The following is a 21,426-nucleotide window of genomic DNA, read 5'->3' as shown; positions in this document are numbered from 1 at the left end:
TGCAAAGCGGGCGTAAAGTGCTGATATGAGCAGCGACCGGATGAACCGCGACGGGGACCGGCCCGCCGGGCATGTGTGCGGCTCGTGCCGGCACCCGGTGGACACCGTCGTGGAACGGCACAAGACCTTCGGCATGTACGTCCCGCAGTGGACCGCGGGCCCCTGCCACAACCCCGACTGCGAGCACTACGTCCCCGAGTACGTGCCCGCGCACCCGCCGCGCGCCGCGCACACCGCGCCCGACGCCCGCCGGAAAGAGGCCGGTCCCCCCGCCTGACCGCCCGTCCGCCCGTCATGCCCGGTTACCATGCCCCTTTCGACGCCGGACGAGGACGGGGTGGACCGGGAGCATGCTGAAGCAGGTCACCGCCGTCCGCTACCTCGAACCCCTGCACTCCGGCGGTTCCGTCCCCGGCCTGTTCGAGGCCGACGACCTGGGCACGTACGTCGTGAAGTTCACCGGGTCGGCGCAGGGGCGCAAGGCGCTGGTCGCCGAGGTCATCGTGGGGGAGCTGGCGCGGGCGCTCGGACTGCGCTTCCCCGAGCTGGTCCTGGTGCACTTCGACCCGGCGGTCGCGGACACCGAGCCGCACCAGGAGGTGCGGGACCTGCACGCCGCCAGCGCCGGGGTCAACCTCGGCATGGACCACCTGCCCGGGGCCCGGGACTTCACCCCGGAGGTCGCCCGGGACCTCCCCGTGGACCCGCTGGAGGCCGGGCGGATCGTCTGGCTGGACGCGCTGACGGTCAACGTGGACCGGACCGTCCACAGTTCCAATCTGGTGGTGTGGCCGACGCTCGGTGTCGCGCCACCGCGGCTCTGGCTCATCGACCACGGTGCCGCGCTCGTGTTCCACCACCGCTGGGAGGGCTCCGACCCCGCCAAGGCGTACGACTTCCGGCACCACGCCCTCGGCCGGTACGGGCCCGACGTCCGGGCGGCGGACGCGGAGCTGGCGCCGAAGGTGACCGAGGGGCTGCTGCGGTCCGTCGCCGCGGAGGTGCCCGACGACTGGCTGGCCGGCGACCCGCGCTTCGCCACGCCCGACGAGGTCAGGGACGCGTACGTGGCCTACCTGCACGCGCGCGTACGGTCCTCGGCGTCCTGGCTGCCCACCGACTTCCCCGGTGCGCGGGAACTCGCCGAGGAGAACGCCCGGCGGGCGGCGCGGACCCGGCGGGGGCGGCCGGACTGGCTCAAACGCGTCCCTGACCTGCACGGCAAGCCGGCGGCGGAACAGGACTGGTCGGTCCACCTGGGCGGACGGCCGCGCCCGGGCGGGTGACCCGGCGGGCCGCCCCGCCCGGCCGCGGGGCTCAGCCCCTGAGCCGCTCGTAGGCCGGCAGGGTGAGGAAGTCGGCGTAGTCCTCGTCCAGGGCGACCTGCAGCAGCAGGTCGTGGGCCTGCTGCCAGTCGCCCGCCGCGAACGCCTCCTCGCCGAGCTCCGCGCGGATGTCCGCGAGGTCCCCGGCGGCGACCTCGCGGACCAGCTCGGCGGTGACCCGCTCGCCGTTGTCCAGGACCACCTCCGCGTTGATCCACTGCCAGATCTGGGAGCGGGAGATCTCCGCGGTGGCGGCGTCCTCCATCAGGTGGAAGATGGCGACCGCGCCCAGTCCGCGCAGCCAGGCCTCGATGTAGCGGATGCCGACCTGCACCGCGTTGACCAGACCCGCGTACGTCGGCCTGGCGTCCAGGGTGTCGACGGCGATGAGGTCCTCGGCGCGGACGTCGACGTCCTCGCGGAGGCGGTCCTTCTGGTGCGGCCGGTCGCCGAGCACGCGGTCGAAGGACTCCATGGCGATCGGCACCAGGTCGGGGTGGGCGACCCAGGAGCCGTCGAAGCCGTCGTCCGCCTCGCGGTCCTTGTCGGCGCGGACCTTCTCGAAGGCGACCTTGTTGACCTCCGGGTCCCGGCGGGAGGGGATGAAGGCCGCCATGCCGCCGATGGCGTGCGCCCCGCGCTTGTGGCAGGTGCGTACGAGGAGTTCGGTGTAGGCGCGCATGAAGGGGGCCGTCATGGTGACCGCGTTGCGGTCCGGGAGGACGAACTTCGGCCCGCCGTCGCGGAAGTTCTTGATGAGGGAGAAGAGGTAGTCCCAGCGGCCCGCGTTCAGCCCCGAGGCGTGCTCGCGCAGTTCGTAGAGGATCTCCTCCATCTCGTAGGCGGCCGTGATCGTCTCGATCAGGACGGTGGCGCGGACGGTGCCGCGGGGGATGCCCAGGTACTCCTGGGCGACGACGAAGACCTCGTTCCACAGCCGGGCCTCCAGGTGGGACTCCGTCTTGGGGAGGTAGAAGTACGGGCCCCTGCCGCGCTCGGCCAGCCGCTCGGCGTTGTGGAAGAAGTACAGGCCGAAGTCGACGAGCGCGCCGGGCACCGGGGTGCCGTCCGGGTCCGTGAGGTGCCGCTCGTCCAGGTGCCAGCCGCGCGGGCGCACGACGACCGTCGCCAGTTCCCCGTCGGGTCGCAGGGCGTAGGACCTGCCGGACACCGGGTCGGTGAAGTCGATGGTCCGGGTGTGGGCGTCGATCAGGCTGAGCTGGCCGGTGACCACGTTCTCCCAGGTGGGCGACGAGGCGTCCTCGAAGTCCGCCAGCCACACCCGCGCACCGGAGTTGAGGGCGTTGACGGTCATCCTGCGGTCGGTGGGGCCGGTGATCTCGACACGGCGGTCGTCGAGGGCCTCGGGGGCGGGCGCCACCCGCCAGGAGTCGTCCGCGCGGATCGCGGCGGTCTCCGGGAGGAAGCCGAGCGTGCCGGTGCGGGCGATCTCGGCGCGGCGTTCCGCGCGGCGGGCCAGCAGTTCGTCACGCCGGGGCGTGAACCGCCGGTGCAGTGCGGCCAAGAAGGCGAGCGCCGGCTCGGTGAGGACCTCCTCCTGCCGGGGCAGGGGCTCGGCGTCGACGATGACCAGCGGGGACGGCGCTGGAGCGGACATCGGCTGTCACTTCCTTCGGCGTGCGGGGCACGGGGTGCCGGACGGCCCGGAGGCGGCGCGGGACGCCCTGACGGACCCGGGGCCTCCTGGGCGGTGGATAGTAGTTTCCTCATGGTGGAAGTTCAATGTCCTGGTGCCTCACTCGATGAGGCTTCACTCGAGGTGCGCCAGATCCGCCTCGGTGTCGATGTCGTACGCCTCGGCGACGTCACCGCACTCGACGAGCACGACCCGGTCCGCGTGTTCCCCCAGGTAGGCGCGCGCACCCCGGTCGCCCGTCGCGGCTGCGGCGACCCCCGGCCAGTGCGCGGCACCGAACAGGACGGGGTGACCGCGCACACCGTCGTAGGCGGCGGAGGCGAGGGACGCGGGCGACTCGTACGCGCCGAGCACCCGGGACACCGCCTCCGGCCCGATCCCGGGCTGGTCGACCAGGAGCACCAGCGCGGCCCGCGCGCCCGTGCCGGCCAGGGAGTCCAGCCCGGCCCGCAGGGAACCGCCCATGCCCCGCTCCCACGCCGGATTGCCGACGAGGACGCAGCCGGGCAGTGCGGCGCGGGCGCGCACCTCGTCCGCCCGGGCGCCGAGCACCACGTGCACCCGGGGGCAGCCGCCCGCGCGCAGCACGCCCACCGCGTGCTCGACCAGTGGCCGCCCGCGGTGGGGGAGCAGCGCCTTGGGGCGTCCGCCGAGACGCCGTCCGCCCCCGGCCGCCAGCAGGATCCCCACGATCCCGTCCTCGTCGTCCGTCATGGGTCCTGCATACCCCACCCGGGGCGCGCCGCCGGTGCGGCGCGGGGAACGGGCGCCCCGGGCCGCGGCTGTCGCGCCCCGGGCCATGGCTGTCACGCTCCGGAACAAGTCGATGACGCAGCGGACTGGCGCAAAGGCCCCGGGGTGGCGTTTACTGGCGCGCACCGACCGGCGGTGGGGTGCTGGGGCAGGCCGCCGGGGAGGCGCGACGGCAGGCGAGGGGGAGGATCGTGTTGCGGAGCGTTGAGCGCAGGCGTGTGCCCGGCGGTCAGGTGGATCCACGGGTGGCGGGGCTGCGCTCCGCCGTGGCCCGGTTACGTCGTCAACTCGCCGCCCACCCGGCGGAGTTCCGGGACCGGGATGTCGCGGAGGAGGAACTCGCCGCGCTGGCGGACCTGGCCGCCGGCGACCACCCCGACATCCCCCGGCTGCGCCGCTCCCTGCTGCTGGTCGCCGGGGCCATCGGCTCGGTCAGCGCCCTGGGGCCGGGCGTGCGCGAACTGCGGGAGGCGGTGGACCTGTTCGGCCCGGCGCCACGCGGGTGACGCACGCCCCGCACGGGGGTGCGGCGCACGCCCCGCGCGGGGGCGCCGCGCGTGCCGTCAGGCGGTCGGCGCGGCGCCCGGGGTGGCGAGGGCCTGCGAGAGCTCCACGGCGACCTGCCGGAGCACCGGGACGATCCGCTCCGTCGCCGCCTCCGTGACCCGGCCGGCCGGACCCGAGATGGAGATCGCGGCGGCCGTGGGGGAGTCCGGCACCGGCACCGCGAGGCAGCGGACGCCGATCTCCTGCTCGTTGTCGTCGATCGCGTAGCCCTGGCGGCGCACTTCCTCCAGGGCCGCGAGGAAGCCCTCCGGCGTGGTGATGGTCCTGTCGGTGGCGGCCGGCATGCCGGTACGGCCGAGCAGCGCCCGCACCTCCTCCGGCGGGAAGCCGGACAGCAGGGCCTTGCCCACGCCCGTGGTGTGCGGCAGGACGCGCCGCCCGACCTCGGTGAACATCCGCATCGAGTGCTTGGACGGCACCTGCGCCACGTACACGACCTCGTCCCCGTCGAGCAGCGCCATGTTCGCCGTCTCCCCGGTCTCCTCCACCAGCCGGGCCAGGTACGGCCGCGCCCAGGTGCCCAGCAGCCGGGAGGCGGACTCGCCCAGCCGGATCAGACGGGGGCCGAGCGCGTACCGGCGGTTGGGCTGCTGGCGTACGTAGCCGCAGGCGACGAGGGTGCGCATCAGACGGTGGATCGTCGGCAGGGGCAGTCCGCTGCTCGCGGACAGCTCGCTGAGGCCGACCTCGCCTCCCGCGTCCGCCATCCGTTCGAGCAGGTCGAAGGCGCGCTCGAGGGACTGCACGCCGCCGCCGGCGGCGGACCGGGCGGACTCGGTGGTGCTGGCGCTGGACGTCGGCACGGCGCGTTCCTTTCGGGGCTGGCGGGACGGGCAGAGCCTACCCGGCGCCCGGTAACCCGCTTGCTGGTGCGCGGCCGCGTTCCGTCCAGCGGGACCGCCGTTCTGCCTTGTGGAAACGTCCGGCCCGGTGTCCGCAGGGCCGTCCGGCCGGGCAGTGTGCCCTTGACGGGGTGGAACCCGGGGGGAACACTCCTTCAACAGAACGTTGAAATCGTTCGTGCCCGTGCCCGTGCCCGTGCCCCGTGCCCGAGCCCGTGCGGAAGTCCAGGAGGATCCGGGTGTCCGACACCGAACTGGTGCTGCGCTCGACGCGCGTCGTCACTCCCGACGGGACGCGGCCCGCCTCCGTCGAGGTCGCCCACGGCACCATCACGGCCGTCACCGCGCACGACGCGCCCGTCCCCGGCGGCGCCCGCCTGGAGGACCTCGGCGACGACGTCCTGCTGCCCGGCCTCGTCGACACCCACGTGCACGTCAACGACCCCGGACGCAGCGAGTGGGAGGGCTTCTGGACCGCCACCCGCGCGGCGGCGGCCGGCGGCATCACCACCCTGATCGACATGCCGCTCAACTCCCTCCCGCCCACCACCACCGTCGCTCACCTGCGCGCCAAGCAACGGGCCGCCGCCGGCCGGGTCCACGTCGACGTCGGCTTCTGGGGCGGAGCCCTGCCGGACAACGTCCACGACCTGCGCCCCCTGCACGAGGCCGGCGTCTTCGGCTTCAAGGCCTTCCTGTCGCCCTCCGGCGTGGACGAGTTCCCGCACCTCGACCGGGAGCGACTGGACCGCTCACTCGAGGAGATCGCCGCCTTCGACGGACTGCTGATCGTGCACGCCGAGGACCCGCACCAGCTCGCCGCCGCCCCGCGGCACGGCGGACCCAGGTACGCCGACTTCCTCGCCTCCCGCCCGCGCCGCGCCGAGGACACCGCCGTCGCCCACCTCGTCGACCGGGCGGCGCACCTGGACGGACGGGTGCACGTCCTGCACCTGTCCTCCGGCGACGCACTGCCGGTGATCGCCGCCGCCAGGGCCGACGGCGTACGCGTCACGGTCGAGACCTGCCCCCACTACCTCACCCTCACCGCGGAGGAGGTCCCGGACGGCGCCAGCGAGTTCAAGTGCTGCCCGCCCATCCGCGAGGCCGCCAACCGGGAGCTGCTCTGGCGGGCCCTGGCGGACGGCACCATCGACTGCGTCGTCACCGACCACTCCCCGTCCACCGCCGACCTCAAGACGGACGACTTCGCGACCGCCTGGGGCGGCATCTCCGGCCTCCAGCTCAGCCTGCCGGCCGTCTGGACCGAGGCCCGCGGGCGCGGCCACGGCCTGGAGGACGTCGTGCGCTGGATGTCGGCGCGCACCGCCGGCCTCGCCGGCCTCGGCGCACGCAAGGGCGCCGTCGCACCCGGGCGCGACGCCGACTTCGCCGTCCTCGCCCCCGACGAGACCTTCACCGTCGACCCCGCGGCGCTGCAGCACCGCAACCGCGTGACGGCCTACACGGGCAGAACCCTGTACGGCGTCGTCAGGTCCACCTGGCTGCGCGGCCGGCGCATCCTGGCCGACGGCGAGTTCACCGCGCCGCGGGGACGGCTGCTCACCCGTTCCCCCTGACCACGACACCGACATCGAGAGAGGCAGGAGCGGACCACCGTGACGGCGATCGAGAGATTCACCGGCGACGCGCGCCCGTACAGCGGCGGTGACCCGTACGCGGACTACCGCACCGCCGACTTCCCCTTCACCCACCACGTCGACCTCGCCGACCGCGGGCTCGGCGCCGGGGTCGTCGCCGCCAACGACGAGTTCTTCGCCCAGCGCGAGAACCTGCTGCTGCCCGGGCGCGCCGTGTTCGACCCCGGACTCTTCGGACACAAGGGCAAGGTCATGGACGGCTGGGAGACCCGGCGCCGGCGCGGCACCTCCGCCGAGCACCCCTGGCCGGCGGACGAGGACCACGACTGGGCGCTGATCCGGCTGGGGGCGCCCGGTATCGTCCGCGGCGTCGTCGTGGACACCGCCCACTTCCGCGGCAACCACCCGCAGGCCGTGTCCGTCGAGGGCACCTCCGTCGCGGGCGCCCCGTCCCCCGAGGAGCTGCTCTCGGACGAGGTGACGTGGACGACGCTGGTGCCGCGCACCCCCGTGGGCGGCCACGCGGCCAACGGCTTCGCCGTCACGGCGGAGGAACGCCTCACCCACCTGCGCCTCAAGCAGTACCCCGACGGGGGCGTCGCCCGGCTGCGCGTGTACGGCGAGGTCGTCCCGGACCCGGCGTGGCTGGCGGCGCTCGGCGCCTTCGACGTCGTCGCCCTGGAGAACGGCGGCCGGGTCGAGGACGTCTCCGACCGCTTCTACTCACCGGCCGTCCACACCATCCAGCCCGGCCGCTCCCGGAAGATGGACGACGGCTGGGAGACCCGGCGCCGCCGCGACCGGGGCCACGACTGGATCCGCTACGTGCTGGTCGCCCAGGCGCGGATCAGCGCCCTGGAGATCGACACGGCGTACCTGAAGGGCAACAGCGCGGGCTGGGCGTCGGTGTCGGTCCGGGACGGCGCGGACGGTGACTGGCGGGAGATCCTGCCGCGGACCCGGCTGCAGCCGGACACCGCCCACCGCTTCGTCCTCCCGGAACCGGCCACCGCCACCCACGCCCGCCTGGACATCCACCCCGACGGCGGCATCTCCCGCCTGCGCCTCTTCGGCACGCTGACGGAAGCGGGCGCGGCCACCCTGCACAGGTGACCGCCCTCCGCTCACCCCCGTCGGGGCACCCCGCGACGCCGGTGCGACGACACCCGTGTCACGCCGCGTGCCCTCCGTCCACGGAGAACTCCGCACCGGTGACGTACGACGCCCCCGCCAGGTGGGCGATCGTCTCCGCCACCTCCTGCGCCGTCCCGAAGCGGCCCAGCGCGGTCATCGCCGCCTGACCCGGCGCGTACGGCCCGTCCGCCGGATTCATGTCCGTGTCGACGGGCCCCGGGTGCACGATGTTCGCCGTGATGCCCCGCTCACCCAACTCCCGGGCCAGCGCCTTCGTCAGCCCCACCAGCGCCGACTTGCTCATCGCGTAGAGCGTCCCGCCGGGGCCGGGCACCCGCTGGGTCATGCACGTGCCGACGGTGATGATCCGCCCCCCGCGCGGCATGACCGCGACCGCCGCGCGGGAGGTGAGGAACACCCCGCGCACGTTCACCGCGAGCACCCGGTCGACGTCGGCGGGGGTCAGGGTCTCCACCGGGCCGAGCAGCCCGACACCCGCGTTGTTCACCAGGACGTCGAGCCCGCCCAGCTCCCGCGCGGCCACCGTCACCGCCCCCGCCGCGTCCTCCGGATCCCCGGCGTCCGCCCGTACGGCCACCGCGCGGCGCCCCAGCGCCTCCACGGCCCGTACGACGTCCCCGGCCGCCTCCTTGCCGTTCACGTAGGTCACCGCCACGTCCGCGCCCTCCCGCGCGAGCCTCAGTGCCGTCGCCGCGCCGATCCCGCGGCTGCCGCCGGTGACCAGGGCCACCCTGCCGAGCAGGTTCTTCTCCGTGTGCTGTGTCGTCCGATGCGTCATGTGTCCATCCCAGCCCGCCCGCCACCCCCGCGCTGGCGGCGAACGGACGTCGACGTGGACCGGCCGGCGCCGAGGGGCCCGCCCCGTTCCGGCCGCACCCCCGACCCGGCCGGAACGTCCCTGGCCACAGGGCCGAAGGGCCCAAGACGACGCCGCGGCACGGCGGCCATGCTGAGGGTGAGAGACGGAATGGAAGCACGAGAACATCGAGGAGTCATGGTGAGCGGTCTCGTGGTCGTGGGCGTGGACGGTTCGGCGTCGGGTCTCGCCGCGGTGGAGGTCGCCGCGAGGGAGGCCGCGTCGCGCAAGGCGGGACTGCGGGTGGTGCACGCCTGCGTCTGGCCGGCCATGCACGTACCGATGGGGCCGTCCCCGATGGGGCCGCCGGAGGGCGGGCTGCGGAACATGGTCGACCGGCTCATGGACGAGGCCGTCGACCGCGCCCGCGAGACGGCGCCCGAGGTCACCGTCGACCCGGTCGTGGTGACCGGTGACGCCCTCACCGTGCTCGAGGCGCAGTCGCGCGGAGCCGGGCTGGTGGTGGTCGGCACCCGCGGCATGGGCGGCTTCGTCGGCCTGCTGGTGGGCTCGACCGCGGTCCACCTGGCGGCGCACGGCCGCTGCCCGGTCCTGGTGGTGCGCGAGGAGGGACGGGCCGACGGCCCGATCGTGCTGGGCGTCGACGGCTCGGCCGCCGGCCGGCGGGCGGTGGAGTTCGCCTTCGCCGAGGCCGCCCTGCGCAAGGCACCCCTGGTGGCGCTGCACACCTGGACCGACTGGAACGCTCCGCTGCCCGCCCCGCAGGAGGCGTCCGCGCCGTACGCGAGCGAGCCCGGCGCACTGGTGGGCGAGGAGGAGAGCCTGCTGTCCGAGGCGCTCGCCGGCTTCCAGGAGCGCTACCCGGACGTCGCGGTCGAACACCGGACGGTGCGCGGCGGGGCGCGGGAGGAGCTGATCGGGGCCAGCCGGTCCGCGCAGCTCCTCGTCGTCGGCGCGCGCGGGCGCGGCGGATTCACCGGACTGCTGCTCGGTTCGGTCAGCCAGGCCCTGCTGCACCACGCGCACTGCCCGGTCGCCGTGGTGCGGGGAACCGGCGAAGGGAACTGAGGGATCAGCGGGCCCTCCGGCTCCCGGCGGCAGCGAACAGGGCGCCGGCCAGCACCAGCAGGGCGACGCTCGCGTAGATCTCGCGACCGTCGAGGAACCCCCACCGGTGCACGAGCCCCCAGTTCCAGTCGGTGAACTCGGTCACCAGGCCGGCCACGCCCTGCACCAGTGCGAGGAACCCCAGGACCTCCAGCGTCTGCTTCATGCCGACGACCCTCGTCCCGCGGCCACTCCCTCCGCATCGGCCGCGGGGTGGGAGCCGGTCCGCCGGAGGACGGTGCGGCGCACCGGCGGCCGCGACGGAAGTCTGCGCCGCCGCGACTTCGGTAGCGGATCCGTCCCGCGCGGCACCGCGCGCCCGGCCGGCGTGCGTAGATTGGCCGACCGTGACTGGTGACAAGGCGGCGCAGACCGCCCCGGTGTTCGCGGGGCGCCGATGGTTCTTCCCGTCCGCCCTCCTCCACGAACTCGACCCCGACGCGAGCCGCTCCGGCCGGCGGCCCCGGCGTACCGCGCGGGACTGGATCGTCGACTTCGCCTGCTTCCTGCTGGCCGTCCTGATGGGTCTGCTCGGCGCGGAGACGCTCAGCAACAGCCCCCACCTCTCCCCGGCACTGGTCGCCGCCGACCAGCTGATCGGCGCGCTGTCCTGCGGCGCGGTCTGGCTGCGGCGGCGGTGGCCGCTCGGGCTGGCCGCCGTGATGGTCCCCGTGAGCTTCGTCTCCGAGACCTCCGGCGGGGTGGCCGTGATCGCCCTGTTCACGCTCGCCGTGCACCGGCCCTTCCGCTACGTGGCCTGGGTGGCCGGGGTCCAGACGGCGCTCGTCCCGCTCTACTTCTGGTGGCGTCCCGATCCCGACCTGCCGTTCCTCGCCTCGGTCGTCCTCCTCGTGGTGCTCACCGGCGCCATCGTCGGCTGGGGCATGTTCGTCCGCTCCAAGCGGCAGCTCGTGCTGAGCCTCAGGGACCGCGCCCGGCGCGCCGAGACGGAGGCGCGGCTGCGGGCCGAGCAGGCGCAGCGCCTCGCCCGGGAGGCCATCGCCCGGGAGATGCACGACGTGCTGGCGCACCGGCTGACGCTGCTCAGCGTGCACGCGGGCGCGCTGGAGTTCCGGCCCGACGCACCGCGCGAGGAGGTCGCCCGGGCGGCCGGTGTGATCCGGGAGAGCGCCCACGAGGCGCTCCAGGACCTGCGGGAGATCATCGGCGTGCTGCGGGCCGGCGAGTCCGAGGACACGGGCCGGCCGCAGCCGACGCTCGCCGCGCTCGCCGCACTGGCCGCCGAGTCCCGGGAGGCCGGCATGAGGGTCACGCTGGAGCAGCGGGTCACCGACCCGGCCACCGTGCCCGCCTCCGTCGGCCGCACCGCCTACCGGATCGCCCAGGAGGCATTGACCAACGCCCGCAAGCACGCCCCCGGCACGGAGGTCACCGTGACGGTCACCGGCGGGCCGGGGGAGGGACTCACCGTGACGGTGCGCAATCCGGCGCCCGAGGGGGACGTACCGCACGTCCCCGGTGCCGGTCAGGGCCTGATCGGCCTCGCCGAACGGGCCCTCCTCACGGGCGGCACCCTGGACCACGGGCCCGGCCCCGACGGAGGGTTCGCGGTACGGGCGCGGCTGCCGTGGGGCTGAACCCGCTCCGCTGGCCGGCCGGGCGGCCCGGTGTCCCCGTCCCGCGCCGACGTGATTACGTACCGCCCATGACCGCGATCAGACTGCTCCTCGTCGACGACGACCCGCTGGTGCGAGCCGGGCTGTCCCTCATGCTGGGCGGCGCGGACGACATCGAGATCGTCGGGGAGGCGGCCGACGGCGGCGAGGTGGGGGCGCTCGTGGACCGCACCGCCCGGACGTCGTCCTGATGGACATCCGGATGCCGGCCGTGGACGGTCTCACCGCGACCGAGTCGCTGCGCCGCCGCGAGGACGCCCCGCAGGTCGTGGTGCTCACCACCTTCCACGCGGACGAGCAGGTGCTGCGCGCGCTGCGCGCGGGGGCCGCCGGGTTCGTCCTCAAGGACACCCCGCCAGCCGAGATCGTCGCCGCCGTCCGCCGGGTCGCGGCCGGCGAACCGGTGCTGTCGCCCGCGGTCACCCGGCAGCTGATGGCGCACGCGGCCGGAGCCGGCGGCGACACCCGGCGCAGGCACGCGCGGGAGCGCGTCGCTCGCCTCGGCGACCGTGAACGCGAGGTCGCCGTCGCCGTCGGCCGCGGCCTGGCCAACGCCGACATCGCCGCGGAGCTCTACCTGAGCGTCGCCACCGTCAAGGCCCACGTCTCCCGGATCCTGGCCAAGCTCGACCTCGACAACCGGGTGCAGATCGCCCTGCTGGCCCACGACGCCGGTCTCATGGAGGAGACCGACACACCGTGACCCGCCGTCACCCCGATCCTCGCCGAGGACGGCACGGAGACCCCGTGCGCGGTCGCCCAGGGGACGGTCCTGCCGGTCCGGGCCCCCCGAGCCGGCGTCGGCGCGTCAGGTCAGCGCCGCCTCCTGGGACCCGCTCAGCAGCTCCGACGGACGGACCGGTCTGCGCTCCCGCCGGGACTTCTCGCAGGCCTCCGCGATCAGCAGCGCCCGGAGGGCCTCACGCCCGTCGCAGGGATTGGCCCGCTCGCCCCGCACCACCTCGACGAACGCGATCAGCTCCGCCTCGTACGCGGCCCCGAACCGCTCCAGGAACCCCGTCCACGGCTTGTCCGCGGCCGGCGGTCCGGTCGGTTCCGTGGACGCGATCGGCGTACGGTCGTCCAGGCCGACCGCGATCTGGTCCCGCTCACCGGCGAGCTCCATCCGCACGTCGTAGCCGGCGCCGTGCATCCGGGTCGCGGTGACCGTGGCGAGCGTGCCGTCGTCCAGGGTGAGCAGCGCCGCACCCGTGTCGACGTCGCCGGCGTCCCGGAACATCGCGGGCCCGGCGTCGGAACCGCAGGCGTAGACGTCGGCGACCTCCCGGCCGGTCACCCAGCGCAGCATGTCGAAGTCGTGGATCAGGGTGTCCCGGTACAGACCGCCGGACTGCGCCAGGTACCCGGCCGGCGGCGGCTCCGCGTCACTGGTCATCGCCCGCACCGTGTGCAGCCGTCCGAGCCTGCCCGAGCGCACCGCCTCACGCGCGCCCGTGTAACCGGCGTCGAACCGCCGCTGGAAGCCCATCTGCAGCACCGTCCCGGCGGTCTCGACCTCCGTGATCGCCTGTAACGTCCCCGCGAGGTCCAGGGCGACGGGCTTCTCGCAGAACACCGGCAGTCCCGCGCGCGCCGCCCGGCCGATCAGGTCGGCGTGGGCGGAGGTGGCCGCCGTGATCACCACGGCGTCCACCCCCCAGGTGTAGATCTCGTCCACCCCGGGTGCCGCCGTCTCGCCGAGACGGTGGGCGAGGGCCTGGGCCCGGGCCGGATCCACGTCCGTGAGGATCAGGGAGCCGACGTCGCGGTGCCTGCTGAGTGTGTGGGCGTGGATGGTGCCGATACGGCCCGTACCGATGACCCCGATGCGCATGGAATCAAGGTGGGCCCCGCACCGGCCCCTGTCAATCCGTATGTCCGGACAACCGAACTACACGACTTCCCGTCAACAGCGCACGCGGCTACGCTCGGCCCGTGCCGAAACCAGAAGTGGACCCGACCGTACAACTGGAGCTGAGCGTCGACCGCGGCTCCCCCGTGCCGTTGTACTTCCAGCTGTCCCAGCAGCTGGAGTCCGCGATCGAGCGCGGCGTGCTGACGCCCGGCACCCTGCTGGGCAACGAGATCGAGCTCGCCGCGCGGCTCGGTCTGTCCCGGCCGACCGTCCGCCAGGCCATCCAGTCGCTCGTCGACAAGGGCCTGCTCGTCCGCCGCCGCGGGGTCGGCACCCAGGTGGTGCACAGCCAGGTCAAGCGCCCGCTGGAACTCAGCAGCCTCTACGACGACCTGGAGTCGGCCGGTCAGCGCCCGGCCACCCGGGTGCTGGTCAACACCGTCGTCGCCGCGACCGCCGACGTCGCCGCCGCGCTCGCCGTGGCCGAGGACAGCGAGGTGCACCGGATCGAACGGCTGCGGCTCGCCCACGGGGAGCCGATGGCGTACCTGTGCAACTACCTGCCGCCGGGGCTGCTCGACCTGGACACCGGACAACTCGAGGCCACCGGCCTGTACCGGCTCATGCGGGCCGCCGGCATCACCCTGCACAGCGCCCGCCAGACCATCGGCGCCCGGGCCGCCACCGCCGCCGAGGCCGAGCGGCTGGGCGAGCGGACCGGCGCCCCGCTGCTCACCATGCAGCGCGTCACCTTCGACGACACCGGCCGCGCCGTGGAGTTCGGCACCCACACCTACCGCCCCGACCGCTACTCCTTCGAGTTCCAGCTCCTCGTGCGGTCCTGACCGCGCGGGCCGCCTTCGTCGCAATGTCCGGACAATCAGACCGGCGTCAGCTCACGGAGGAAAACCGACCTCGGCGATCGACGCCGGGAACCCGCAGCGCCCCAGGGGCGCGGGGAACCGCGCGACCGGCGCCGGCGAGCCCGCACCCGGCGATGATCCGCACCACCCCCCACCTGCCCCGCACCACATTCAGCACACCGGTGCGGCACAATCGCACACGATGAGCACCTACCGCGACTTCACCGCCCCCATCGGCTCCCGCCGCGCCCCGGTCCTGAGAACCGTCGGCACCCGCGAGCGCCGCTCGCACCTGACGGCGCCCCGCGTCCCGACGGTGGGCATCGACATCGGCGGCACCAAGGTGATGGCGGGCGTCGTCGACGCCGACGGCAACATCCTGGAGCGGCTCCGCACGGAGACCCCGGACAAGTCCAAGAGCCCGAAGGTCGTCGAGGACACCATCGTCGAACTGGTGCTGGACCTGTCCGACCGGCACGACGTGCACGCCGTCGGCATCGGCGCGGCCGGCTGGGTCGACGCCGACCGCAACCGCGTGCTGTTCGCCCCCCACCTGTCCTGGCGCAACGAGCCGCTGCGCGACCGCCTCGCCGGCCGGCTCGCCGTCCCGGTCCTGGTCGACAACGACGCCAACTCCGCCGCCTGGGCCGAGTGGCGCTTCGGCGCCGGACGCGGCGAGGACCACCTCGTCATGATCACCCTCGGCACCGGCATCGGCGGCGCGATCCTGGAGGACGGCCAGGTCAAGCGCGGCAAGTACGGGGTGGCCGGCGAGTTCGGGCACATGCAGGTCGTCCCCGGCGGACACCGCTGCCCCTGCGGCAACCGCGGCTGCTGGGAGCAGTACAGCTCCGGCAACGCGCTGGTCCGCGAGGCACGCGAGCTGGCCGCCGCCGACTCGCCCGTCGCCTACGGGATCATCGAGCACGTCAAGGGGAACATCGCCGACATCAGCGGCCCGATGATCACCGAGCTGGCCCGCGAGGGCGACGCCATGTGCATCGAACTGCTCCAGGACATCGGCCAGTGGCTCGGCGTCGGCATCGCCAACCTCGCCGCCGCCCTCGACCCGTCGTGCTTCGTCATCGGCGGGGGCGTCTCCGCCGCCGACGACCTGCTGATCGGGCCCGCGCGGGACGCCTTCAAGCGCCACCTCACCGGCCGCGGCTACCGTCCCGAGGCCCACATCGTCCGCGCCCAGCTCGGCCCCGAGGCCGGCATGGTCGGCGCCGCCGACCTCGCCCGTCTGGTCGCCCGCCGCTTCCGCCGCGCCAAGCGCCGCCGGGTCGAACGCTACGAGCGCTACGAGCGGTACGCGGAGGCCCGCCGCACCACCCAGGAGTCCCTGTGACCGGTGACCTCTCCCAGCAGCCGGGCGTACGGGGCGAACCCGGCCCGGCCGAGGACCGGCGCCACCGGATCCGCCGCAGGGCACTCACCCTGCTGATCATCGTGCTGCTCATCGGCGTCCCGGCCGGCTATCTGGTGATCTCGGCGAACCAGAGCCGGGCCAGCGGCAAGGACAAGGAGGCGAAGTACTCCGCGACCGGCCTCACCGAGGGCTGGCCGTCCAAGCTCCAGCGCCGCATCTACCAGGTGCCCCTGCCGCACCCGGCCTGGTGGGTCGCCTACTACGAGACCAACAACTGGAAGACCAGCCGCCTCTACGTCGAGTTCGAGACGACCGACGCGGGCCTGAGCGCCTTCCTCACCGGCATCGGGGTGCAGGAGAGCGAGCTGAAGCGGGGCGACCTCACCATCGGCCGGCGCGACCGGGAGGTCACCGGCTGGACCTTCGACGGTCCCGGCACCTGGTCCGGACTGGTCCACGCGCAGGAGGACCCGGCACCCACGCACGACGTCGTCGTCAACCACGACAAGCCCGGCTACCCGAGGGTGTACGTCGTCTCGCGCACCGTGCCCTGATCCCGCGCCCGCCGGCCGCCGGGGCGGGTTGTCGTACCACGCCCGTAGAGTCGAAGACGACGCAGGCCGGCACGCGGACGGGAGGTGGCAGGACGTATGGACGGGCGGACCCGGGCGGCGGGACCGGACACGGCCACCGGGCCCGGCGGCGCGCACGCGGCGGACGTCCCCGTCCGGCTCGCGGCCGTCTTCCTGCCCGCGCCGCTCCCACGCGACGGGCGGGTCGCCTTCTACGACCCCGAGGGGCCGGACCTCCCGCCGTCCCCCGAAGGGCGCGACACGTCCGCGCACCGCACCGACCTCACCGTCGTCCGCCCGCACGGCGCCGGGGTGCGCCGCAGGCCGGTCACCGCCCTCGCCCTTTCCGTCGACGAGGCGCTGCCCCTGCTGGTCCGCGCCCGGCACGATCCCGCCGCCCACCCGGCCACCGCCTGCTGGGGCGCCGCCGCCCTGCAGGCGCTGCGGCTCACGGCCCGCGGCCGGCTCCTCCCCGGCCTCACCGCCACCGGCCACGACGCCTGGCGGGCGGGCCCGCTCGACCCGGACGACGTGGCGCACCTGCGCGCGGTGGCCGCCGCCCTGCCCCACGAGGGGCACGCCGTGCCGCTGCCCGGACCCGGCCCGCTCCGGCTGCCCCGGCCCGAGGCCCTGGTGCGCGCCTTCCTGGACGCGGTCGCCGACACCCTGCCCCGCACCCCGGCCGCGCCGTACGCGTCGGGCCTGCCGTTCGCCGCGCGGCCCCCGCAGCGGCTGCCCGCCGCCCACGACTGGGCCGCCGAGGTCGCCGCCGGGATGGACGCCGGGGTACGCGTCTCGCTGCGCCTCGACCTGTCCGCGTACGACCTCTTCGACGCCGGCGGGGGAGCGGGCGGGCAGGAGGGCGGCGCGCGGGGCGCGGGCGCGGCGGTCGTGCAGGTGCACAGCCTCGCCGACCCGACTCTGGTCACCGACGCCGCCGCCCTCTGGACGGGCGGCGCGGACGACGCCTTCGGCCCCCGCGCACGTGTGGACACCGCTCTCGCCGTGCGCCGCGCGGCCCGCGTCTGGCCGCCGCTGGACCGGCTCTGCGGCCAGGACGTGCCCGACGTACTGGCCCTGTCCGAGGACGAGCTGAACGACCTGCTCGGCGTGGCCGCCACCCGGCTCGCCGCCGCCGGGGTCGCCGTGCACTGGCCCCGGGACCTCGCCCAGGACCTCACCGCCACGGCGGTGGTCCGCCCGGCCCCCGGCTCGGCCACCGACGGCACCGGATTCTTCGAGAGCGAGGACCTGCTGCGCTTCGGCTGGCAGATCGCCCTCGGCGGCGACCCGCTCACCGAGACCGAGATGGACGCCCTGGCCGAGGCCCACCGCCCCGTCGTCCGCCTGCGCGACCAGTGGGTGCTGGTCGACCCCGCCCTCGTCCGCAAGGCCCGCAAGCGGGAGCTCGGGCTGCTCGACCCCGTCGACGCGCTCTCCGTCGCCCTCACCGGCCGCGCCGAGATCGACGGCGAGACGGTCGAGGCGGTGCCCACCGGGGCCCTGGCCGCCCTCCGCGACCGCCTGACCGCCGGGACAGGGCCCGCCGCGCCGCCGCCCGGACTGGACGCCACCCTGCGCGACTACCAGCTCCGGGGCCTGGCCTGGCTCGACCTCATGACCTCCCTCGGCCTCGGCGGCTGCCTCGCCGACGACATGGGACTCGGCAAGACGATCACCCTCATCGCGCTGCACCTGAAGCGGGCCCGCAGCGAGCCGACACTCGTGGTCTGCCCCGCCTCACTGCTCGGCAACTGGCAGCGGGAGATCACCCGGTTCGCGCCCGGCGTCCCCGTGCGCCGCTTCCACGGCCCCGAGCGCACGCTGGACGGGACGGACGGCGGGTTCGTCCTCACCACCTACGGCACCATGCGCTCCGCCGCGCCCGCCCTGGCCGGGCACGCCTGGGGCATGGTCGTCGCCGACGAGGCACAGCACGTCAAGAACCCGCACTCCGCGACCGCGAGGGCGCTGCGCACCATCCCGGCGCCCGCCCGGGTGGCCCTCACCGGCACACCCGTGGAGAACAACCTCTCCGAGCTGTGGGCCCTCCTCGACTGGACGACCCCCGGGCTCCTCGGCCCGCTGAAGTCCTTCCGCGCCCGGCACGCCCGCGCCGTGGAGACCGGCGAGGACGAGGAGGCGGCCGAGCGTCTCGCCCGCCTGGTCCGTCCCTTCCTCCTGCGGCGCAGGAAGTCCGATCCCGGCATCGTCCCCGAACTGCCGCCGAAGACGGAGACCGACCACCCCGTACCGCTCACCCGTGAGCAGGCCGCGCTGTACGAGGCGGTGGTGCGCGAGTCGATGGCCGCCATCGAGACCGCGCAGGGCATGGGGCGCCGCGGACTGGTGCTGAAACTGCTCACCGCGCTGAAGCAGATCTGCGACCACCCGGCGCTGTACCTGAAGGAGGAGCGGGCGGGTGCCGGGGGCGACCGGCAGGCGGCCCGCTCCGGCAAGCTCGCCCTGCTGGACGAGCTGCTGGACACGGTGCTCGCCGAGGACGGCTCGGCCCTCGTGTTCACCCAGTACGTGGGGATGGCCCGGCTGATCACCGCGCACCTCGCCGAGCGGGCGGTCCCCGTCGACCTGCTCCACGGCGGTACGCCGGTGCCGGAGCGGGAGCGCATGGTGGACCGCTTCCAGAGCGGCGCGACCCCGGTCCTCGTCCTGTCCCTGAAGGCCGCGGGCACCGGACTGAACCTCACGCGGGCGGGCCACGTCGTGCACTTCGACCGCTGGTGGAACCCGGCGGTCGAGGAGCAGGCCACGGACCGCGCCTACCGCATCGGCCAGACCCAGCCCGTCCAGGTCCACCGTCTCGTCACCGAGGGCACGGTCGAGGACCGGATCGCCGACATGCTGGAGTCCAAGCGGGCCCTCGCCGACGCGATCCTCGGCTCGGGGGAATCGGCCCTCACGGAGCTCTCCGACCGCGACCTGTCCGCCCTCGTCTCCCTGCGGAGGCCGGCATGAACCCCCGCCCGTCCGACGAGGCCCGCGAGGCACTGCGCGCGGCACGTGCCCGGGCGGCCCGCGAGCCGGCGGCCGGCCCGGCAGGTCCGCCCGCCGACCCGTCACGGCGTCCGGGCGACCCGGCCCGGGAGGCGCTCCGCCGCGCCCGCCGCGAAACCGGGCCCGGGGAGGCGCCGACGGCAGGGGAGGACGGCGGGACAGGCCCGTCCGGCGCCTCGGCGGACGCCGGCAGCGCCCTGCCCGCCGAGGGGGCGAAGCGCGACGACGAGCCGCCCGGCGTTGCCCGGCCCGGGACACCGGCCACCGGGGGAGTGGCGCACGCCGCTTCGGCCGAGGCGGGACCTGCCGGGGAAACGTCCGGCGGCGCGGCCGCTGCCGAAGCGGTGGATGACGCCGGGGGTGCCGTACGGCCCGGACCACCCCGTGCCGAACGGCCCGCGCGGGAGGCGGCGCGGGCCGCGGCGACCGAGGCCACCCCGGCGCCGACCGGCTCCGTGAGCCCACCTTCCCCGGGGTCCGGCCCCTTGCCGGAGGTGGGCACGCACGGTGCGGGGGCCGCAGGGGAGAGGTCCTCCTCCGGGCCCGGTGACCCGGCGAGCACCGGTCAGGGCGAGGGCGGTCGCGCGGGGCGGCGGCCCGGGGACGTCGCGCGGGAGGCCCTGCGTTCGGCCCGCGCGGAGGCGGAGCGCGCCCGTGCGCAGGCGGAGGACCGGAGCGGGTCCGCGCGGCGGCGCGCCGCGCCCGCACCTCGCGTTCCCCGCACCACGCGCGGCGACCGTGTCGCCGAGGAGCGGGCCCGTGAGGTACGCGCGGCACTGGCCGACGCCTTCCGCATGCCCGCCGACGAGGACACGCCCCGGCCGGACCCGGTGTCCGAAGCGCGCCCGGAACCGGTGTCGCAGGTACGCCCGGAACCGGTGTCCCAAGCGCGGCCGGACCCGGTGTCCGAAGCGCGCCCCCGCCGGGAGAGCCCGGCCGCCGCTCCGACTCCTCCTGCCCCGCCCGCCCCACCGGAGACGCCCCCCGCCCCGTACGCCACGCCCCGCACCATGGCCGCCCCCGCCCGCGACGGCGACCTGCGCCGCACCTTCCCCGCGTTCCCGCCGCGCACCGACGGCGGAGAGGGCTTCGCCGGGACGTGGTGGGGCAGGGCGTGGGTCACCGCGCTGGAGGACGGCGCGCTGGACGCCGCGCGGCTCGCCCGCGGACGCGGGTACGCCGAGCAGGGACACGTCGACGCCATCACCGTCACACCGGGACTGGTCCTCGCGTACGTACGGGGCAGCCGGCCCCGGCCCTACCGGGTGCAGGTGCGGCTGCGGACGTTCGGGGACGCCGACTGGGAGCGGTTCCTGGACGCCGCCGCCGAGCGGCCCGGACACATCGCGGCCCTGCTCGACAACGAGATGCCCCAGTCCCTCGCCGACTGCGGGGTCCCCCTGTTGCCCGGCCCCGGCGACCTCGCCCCGCGGTGCAGCTGCCCCGACTCCGGTCACCCCTGCAAGCACGCGGCGGCCCTCTGCTACCAGACCGCCCGGCTGCTCGACGCCGATCCGTTCGTGCTGCTCCTGCTGCGCGGACGCGGTGAGCGCGAGGTGATCGACGCGCTGTCGAGGCTGAGCGCCGCCCGCGCGGCCCGCGCCGCCCGGGACAGGGAACCCGAGCCCCTGCCCGGCGTCCGCGCCACCGAGGCGCTGGCCCACCGCGAACTCCCGCCGCTGCCCGCCCCGTTGCCGATGCCGCCGCACCCCGAGCAGCCGCCCGTCTATCCCGCCTCCCCCGGCGGCCCCGACCCGTTCGCGCTGGACCAGCTCGCCACCGACGCGGCCGCCCGCGCGCACACCCTGCTCACCACCGGACGGGACCCCGTCGGCGGGCTCACCCTGTGGCACGACGCGGTGCGTCTCGCCGCCGCGCGCCCCGGTTCCGGACTGACCGCCGCGACCCGCGCGCTGTACACCTCCCTGGCCCGGGCCGTCGGCCGCACCCCCGCCGAACTGGCCCGCGCGGTCGCCGCCTGGCGCCAGGGCGGTTCCACGGGCCTCGCCGTCCTCGAGGACTCCTGGGACCCGCCGGCCGGCCGCTTCGACCGCGCCCGCCCGCTCCTCCTGGCCGCCGACCTCCCGGCCTTCCGGCCCTGGCGCAACCGCCTCACCCATCCCCGGGGCCACGTCCAGCTCCGCCTCGGCCGCGACCACCTCTGGTACGCCTACGAGTCCGAAGCGGGCCAGGACGACTGGTGGCCCCGCGGCACCCCCGACGTGGACCCGGTGGGCGCGCTGACCGGCCTGGACACACCCGGCGACCTGTGACGGGCCCGCCCGTGC

Annotated in this window: 18 protein-coding genes and 1 pseudogene; 13 read left to right on the top strand and 6 right to left on the bottom strand. The window is 75.3% G+C overall.

What is annotated here, in order from left to right; all coding sequences use genetic code 11:
- Window positions 1-25 precede the first annotated feature (25 nt).
- Together IE118_RS11585 and IE118_RS11580 are read left to right on the top strand one after the other, a co-directional pair.
- Window positions 26-277, top strand: a complete 252-nt coding sequence (locus IE118_RS11585) for a hypothetical protein (RefSeq protein ID WP_189558174.1) — start codon at window positions 26-28, stop codon at window positions 275-277.
- Window positions 278-350: 73 nt separating this feature from the next.
- Window positions 351-1,286 (top strand): HipA family kinase, encoded by a 936-nt coding sequence (locus IE118_RS11580; protein ID WP_189557704.1) that lies wholly within the window; start codon window positions 351-353, stop codon window positions 1,284-1,286.
- A 31-nt stretch (window positions 1,287-1,317) separates the two neighbouring features.
- On the opposite strand, the gene aceB is transcribed toward IE118_RS11580, so the two are convergent.
- The gene (gene aceB, locus IE118_RS11575; protein ID WP_189557703.1) at window positions 1,318-2,943 is read right to left on the bottom strand and encodes a malate synthase A; all 1,626 of its coding nucleotides are present in this window, start codon (window positions 2,941-2,943) and stop codon (window positions 1,318-1,320) included.
- Window positions 2,944-3,096: 153 nt separating this feature from the next.
- A complete protein-coding gene (locus tag IE118_RS11570; RefSeq protein ID WP_189557702.1) occupies window positions 3,097-3,696 on the bottom strand; it encodes a nucleotidyltransferase family protein in 600 nt (199 codons plus the stop codon).
- A 230-nt stretch (window positions 3,697-3,926) separates the two neighbouring features.
- Here IE118_RS11570 and IE118_RS11565 point away from each other — a divergent pair, with 230 nt between their 5' ends.
- Window positions 3,927-4,241, top strand: a complete 315-nt coding sequence (locus IE118_RS11565) for a DUF5955 family protein (RefSeq protein ID WP_189557701.1) — start codon at window positions 3,927-3,929, stop codon at window positions 4,239-4,241.
- A 57-nt stretch (window positions 4,242-4,298) separates the two neighbouring features.
- On the opposite strand, the gene IE118_RS11560 is transcribed toward IE118_RS11565, so the two are convergent.
- A complete protein-coding gene (locus IE118_RS11560; RefSeq protein ID WP_189557700.1) occupies window positions 4,299-5,105 on the bottom strand; it encodes an IclR family transcriptional regulator in 807 nt (268 codons plus the stop codon).
- A 278-nt stretch (window positions 5,106-5,383) separates the two neighbouring features.
- Between IE118_RS11560 and allB the strand changes: the two genes are divergently transcribed.
- Window positions 5,384-6,724: an allantoinase AllB gene (allB, locus tag IE118_RS11555; RefSeq protein ID WP_189557699.1), complete on the top strand. Its 1,341-nt coding sequence runs from the start codon at window positions 5,384-5,386 to the stop codon at window positions 6,722-6,724.
- 39 nt (window positions 6,725-6,763) lie between these two features.
- On the top strand, window positions 6,764-7,858 hold the full coding sequence (gene alc / locus IE118_RS11550) for an allantoicase (RefSeq protein WP_189557698.1): 1,095 nt from the start codon (window positions 6,764-6,766) through the stop codon (window positions 7,856-7,858).
- 58 nt (window positions 7,859-7,916) lie between these two features.
- On the opposite strand, the gene IE118_RS11545 is transcribed toward alc, so the two are convergent.
- Window positions 7,917-8,678 carry an SDR family oxidoreductase gene (locus tag IE118_RS11545; RefSeq protein ID WP_189557697.1) on the bottom strand — a complete coding sequence of 254 codons (762 nt, stop codon included), beginning with the start codon at window positions 8,676-8,678 and terminating at the stop codon, window positions 7,917-7,919.
- 219 nt (window positions 8,679-8,897) lie between these two features.
- On the opposite strand from IE118_RS11545, the gene IE118_RS11540 reads away from it, so the two are divergent.
- Window positions 8,898-9,785 (top strand): universal stress protein, encoded by an 888-nt coding sequence (locus IE118_RS11540; RefSeq protein ID WP_189558147.1) that lies wholly within the window; start codon window positions 8,898-8,900, stop codon window positions 9,783-9,785.
- A gap of 4 nt (window positions 9,786-9,789) precedes the next feature.
- On the opposite strand, the gene IE118_RS11535 is transcribed toward IE118_RS11540, so the two are convergent.
- The gene (locus IE118_RS11535) at window positions 9,790-9,990 is read right to left on the bottom strand and encodes a hypothetical protein (RefSeq protein WP_189557696.1); all 201 of its coding nucleotides are present in this window, start codon (window positions 9,988-9,990) and stop codon (window positions 9,790-9,792) included.
- Between the two features lie 181 nt (window positions 9,991-10,171).
- Between IE118_RS11535 and IE118_RS11530 the strand changes: the two genes are divergently transcribed.
- On the top strand, window positions 10,172-11,422 hold the full coding sequence (locus IE118_RS11530; RefSeq protein WP_189557695.1) for a sensor histidine kinase: 1,251 nt from the start codon (window positions 10,172-10,174) through the stop codon (window positions 11,420-11,422).
- 68 nt (window positions 11,423-11,490) lie between these two features.
- Window positions 11,491-12,164: pseudogene (locus tag IE118_RS11525) on the top strand (response regulator).
- A gap of 105 nt (window positions 12,165-12,269) precedes the next feature.
- Here IE118_RS11525 and IE118_RS11520 read toward each other — a convergent pair.
- A complete protein-coding gene (locus IE118_RS11520) occupies window positions 12,270-13,295 on the bottom strand; it encodes a Gfo/Idh/MocA family protein (RefSeq protein ID WP_189557694.1) in 1,026 nt (341 codons plus the stop codon).
- Between the two features lie 116 nt (window positions 13,296-13,411).
- Between IE118_RS11520 and IE118_RS11515 the strand changes: the two genes are divergently transcribed.
- From IE118_RS11515 to IE118_RS11495, 5 genes are all read left to right on the top strand, one after another.
- Complete coding sequence (locus IE118_RS11515; RefSeq protein WP_189558146.1) at window positions 13,412-14,161, top strand: GntR family transcriptional regulator; 750 nt, start codon at window positions 13,412-13,414, stop codon at window positions 14,159-14,161.
- Window positions 14,162-14,381: 220 nt separating this feature from the next.
- Complete coding sequence (locus tag IE118_RS11510) at window positions 14,382-15,530, top strand: ROK family glucokinase (protein ID WP_189557693.1); 1,149 nt, start codon at window positions 14,382-14,384, stop codon at window positions 15,528-15,530.
- A complete protein-coding gene (locus IE118_RS11505) occupies window positions 15,527-16,105 on the top strand; it encodes a sugar kinase (protein ID WP_189557692.1) in 579 nt (192 codons plus the stop codon). The genes IE118_RS11510 and IE118_RS11505 overlap by 4 nt, the downstream gene beginning before the upstream one ends.
- Before the next feature lie 96 nt (window positions 16,106-16,201).
- A complete protein-coding gene (locus IE118_RS11500) occupies window positions 16,202-19,099 on the top strand; it encodes an SCO1167/SCO6262 family helicase (protein ID WP_189557691.1) in 2,898 nt (965 codons plus the stop codon).
- Window positions 19,096-21,411 (top strand): SWIM zinc finger family protein, encoded by a 2,316-nt coding sequence (locus IE118_RS11495; RefSeq protein WP_189557690.1) that lies wholly within the window; start codon window positions 19,096-19,098, stop codon window positions 21,409-21,411. The genes IE118_RS11500 and IE118_RS11495 overlap by 4 nt, the downstream gene beginning before the upstream one ends.
- Window positions 21,412-21,426: the final 15 nt, after the last annotated feature.

Source organism: Streptomyces pilosus (assembly GCF_014649835.1).
Taxonomy (GTDB): Bacteria; Actinomycetota; Actinomycetes; order Streptomycetales; family Streptomycetaceae; genus Streptomyces; species Streptomyces pilosus.
This window is presented reverse-complemented; position numbering and strand designations above follow the sequence as displayed.

Coding starts and splice junctions, on each gene's coding strand:
- IE118_RS11585 (WP_189558174.1), top strand. CDS start 26: ATGAGCAGCGACCGGATGAACCGCGACGGGGACCGGCCCGCCGGGCAT.
- IE118_RS11580 (WP_189557704.1), top strand. CDS start 351: ATGCTGAAGCAGGTCACCGCCGTCCGCTACCTCGAACCCCTGCACTCC.
- aceB (WP_189557703.1), bottom strand. CDS start 2,943: ATGTCCGCTCCAGCGCCGTCCCCGCTGGTCATCGTCGACGCCGAGCCC.
- IE118_RS11570 (WP_189557702.1), bottom strand. CDS start 3,696: ATGACGGACGACGAGGACGGGATCGTGGGGATCCTGCTGGCGGCCGGG.
- IE118_RS11545 (WP_189557697.1), bottom strand. CDS start 8,678: ATGACGCATCGGACGACACAGCACACGGAGAAGAACCTGCTCGGCAGG.
- IE118_RS11535 (WP_189557696.1), bottom strand. CDS start 9,990: ATGAAGCAGACGCTGGAGGTCCTGGGGTTCCTCGCACTGGTGCAGGGC.
- IE118_RS11520 (WP_189557694.1), bottom strand. CDS start 13,295: ATGCGCATCGGGGTCATCGGTACGGGCCGTATCGGCACCATCCACGCC.
- IE118_RS11510 (WP_189557693.1), top strand. CDS start 14,382: ATGAGCACCTACCGCGACTTCACCGCCCCCATCGGCTCCCGCCGCGCC.
- IE118_RS11500 (WP_189557691.1), top strand. CDS start 16,202: ATGGACGGGCGGACCCGGGCGGCGGGACCGGACACGGCCACCGGGCCC.
- IE118_RS11495 (WP_189557690.1), top strand. CDS start 19,096: ATGAACCCCCGCCCGTCCGACGAGGCCCGCGAGGCACTGCGCGCGGCA.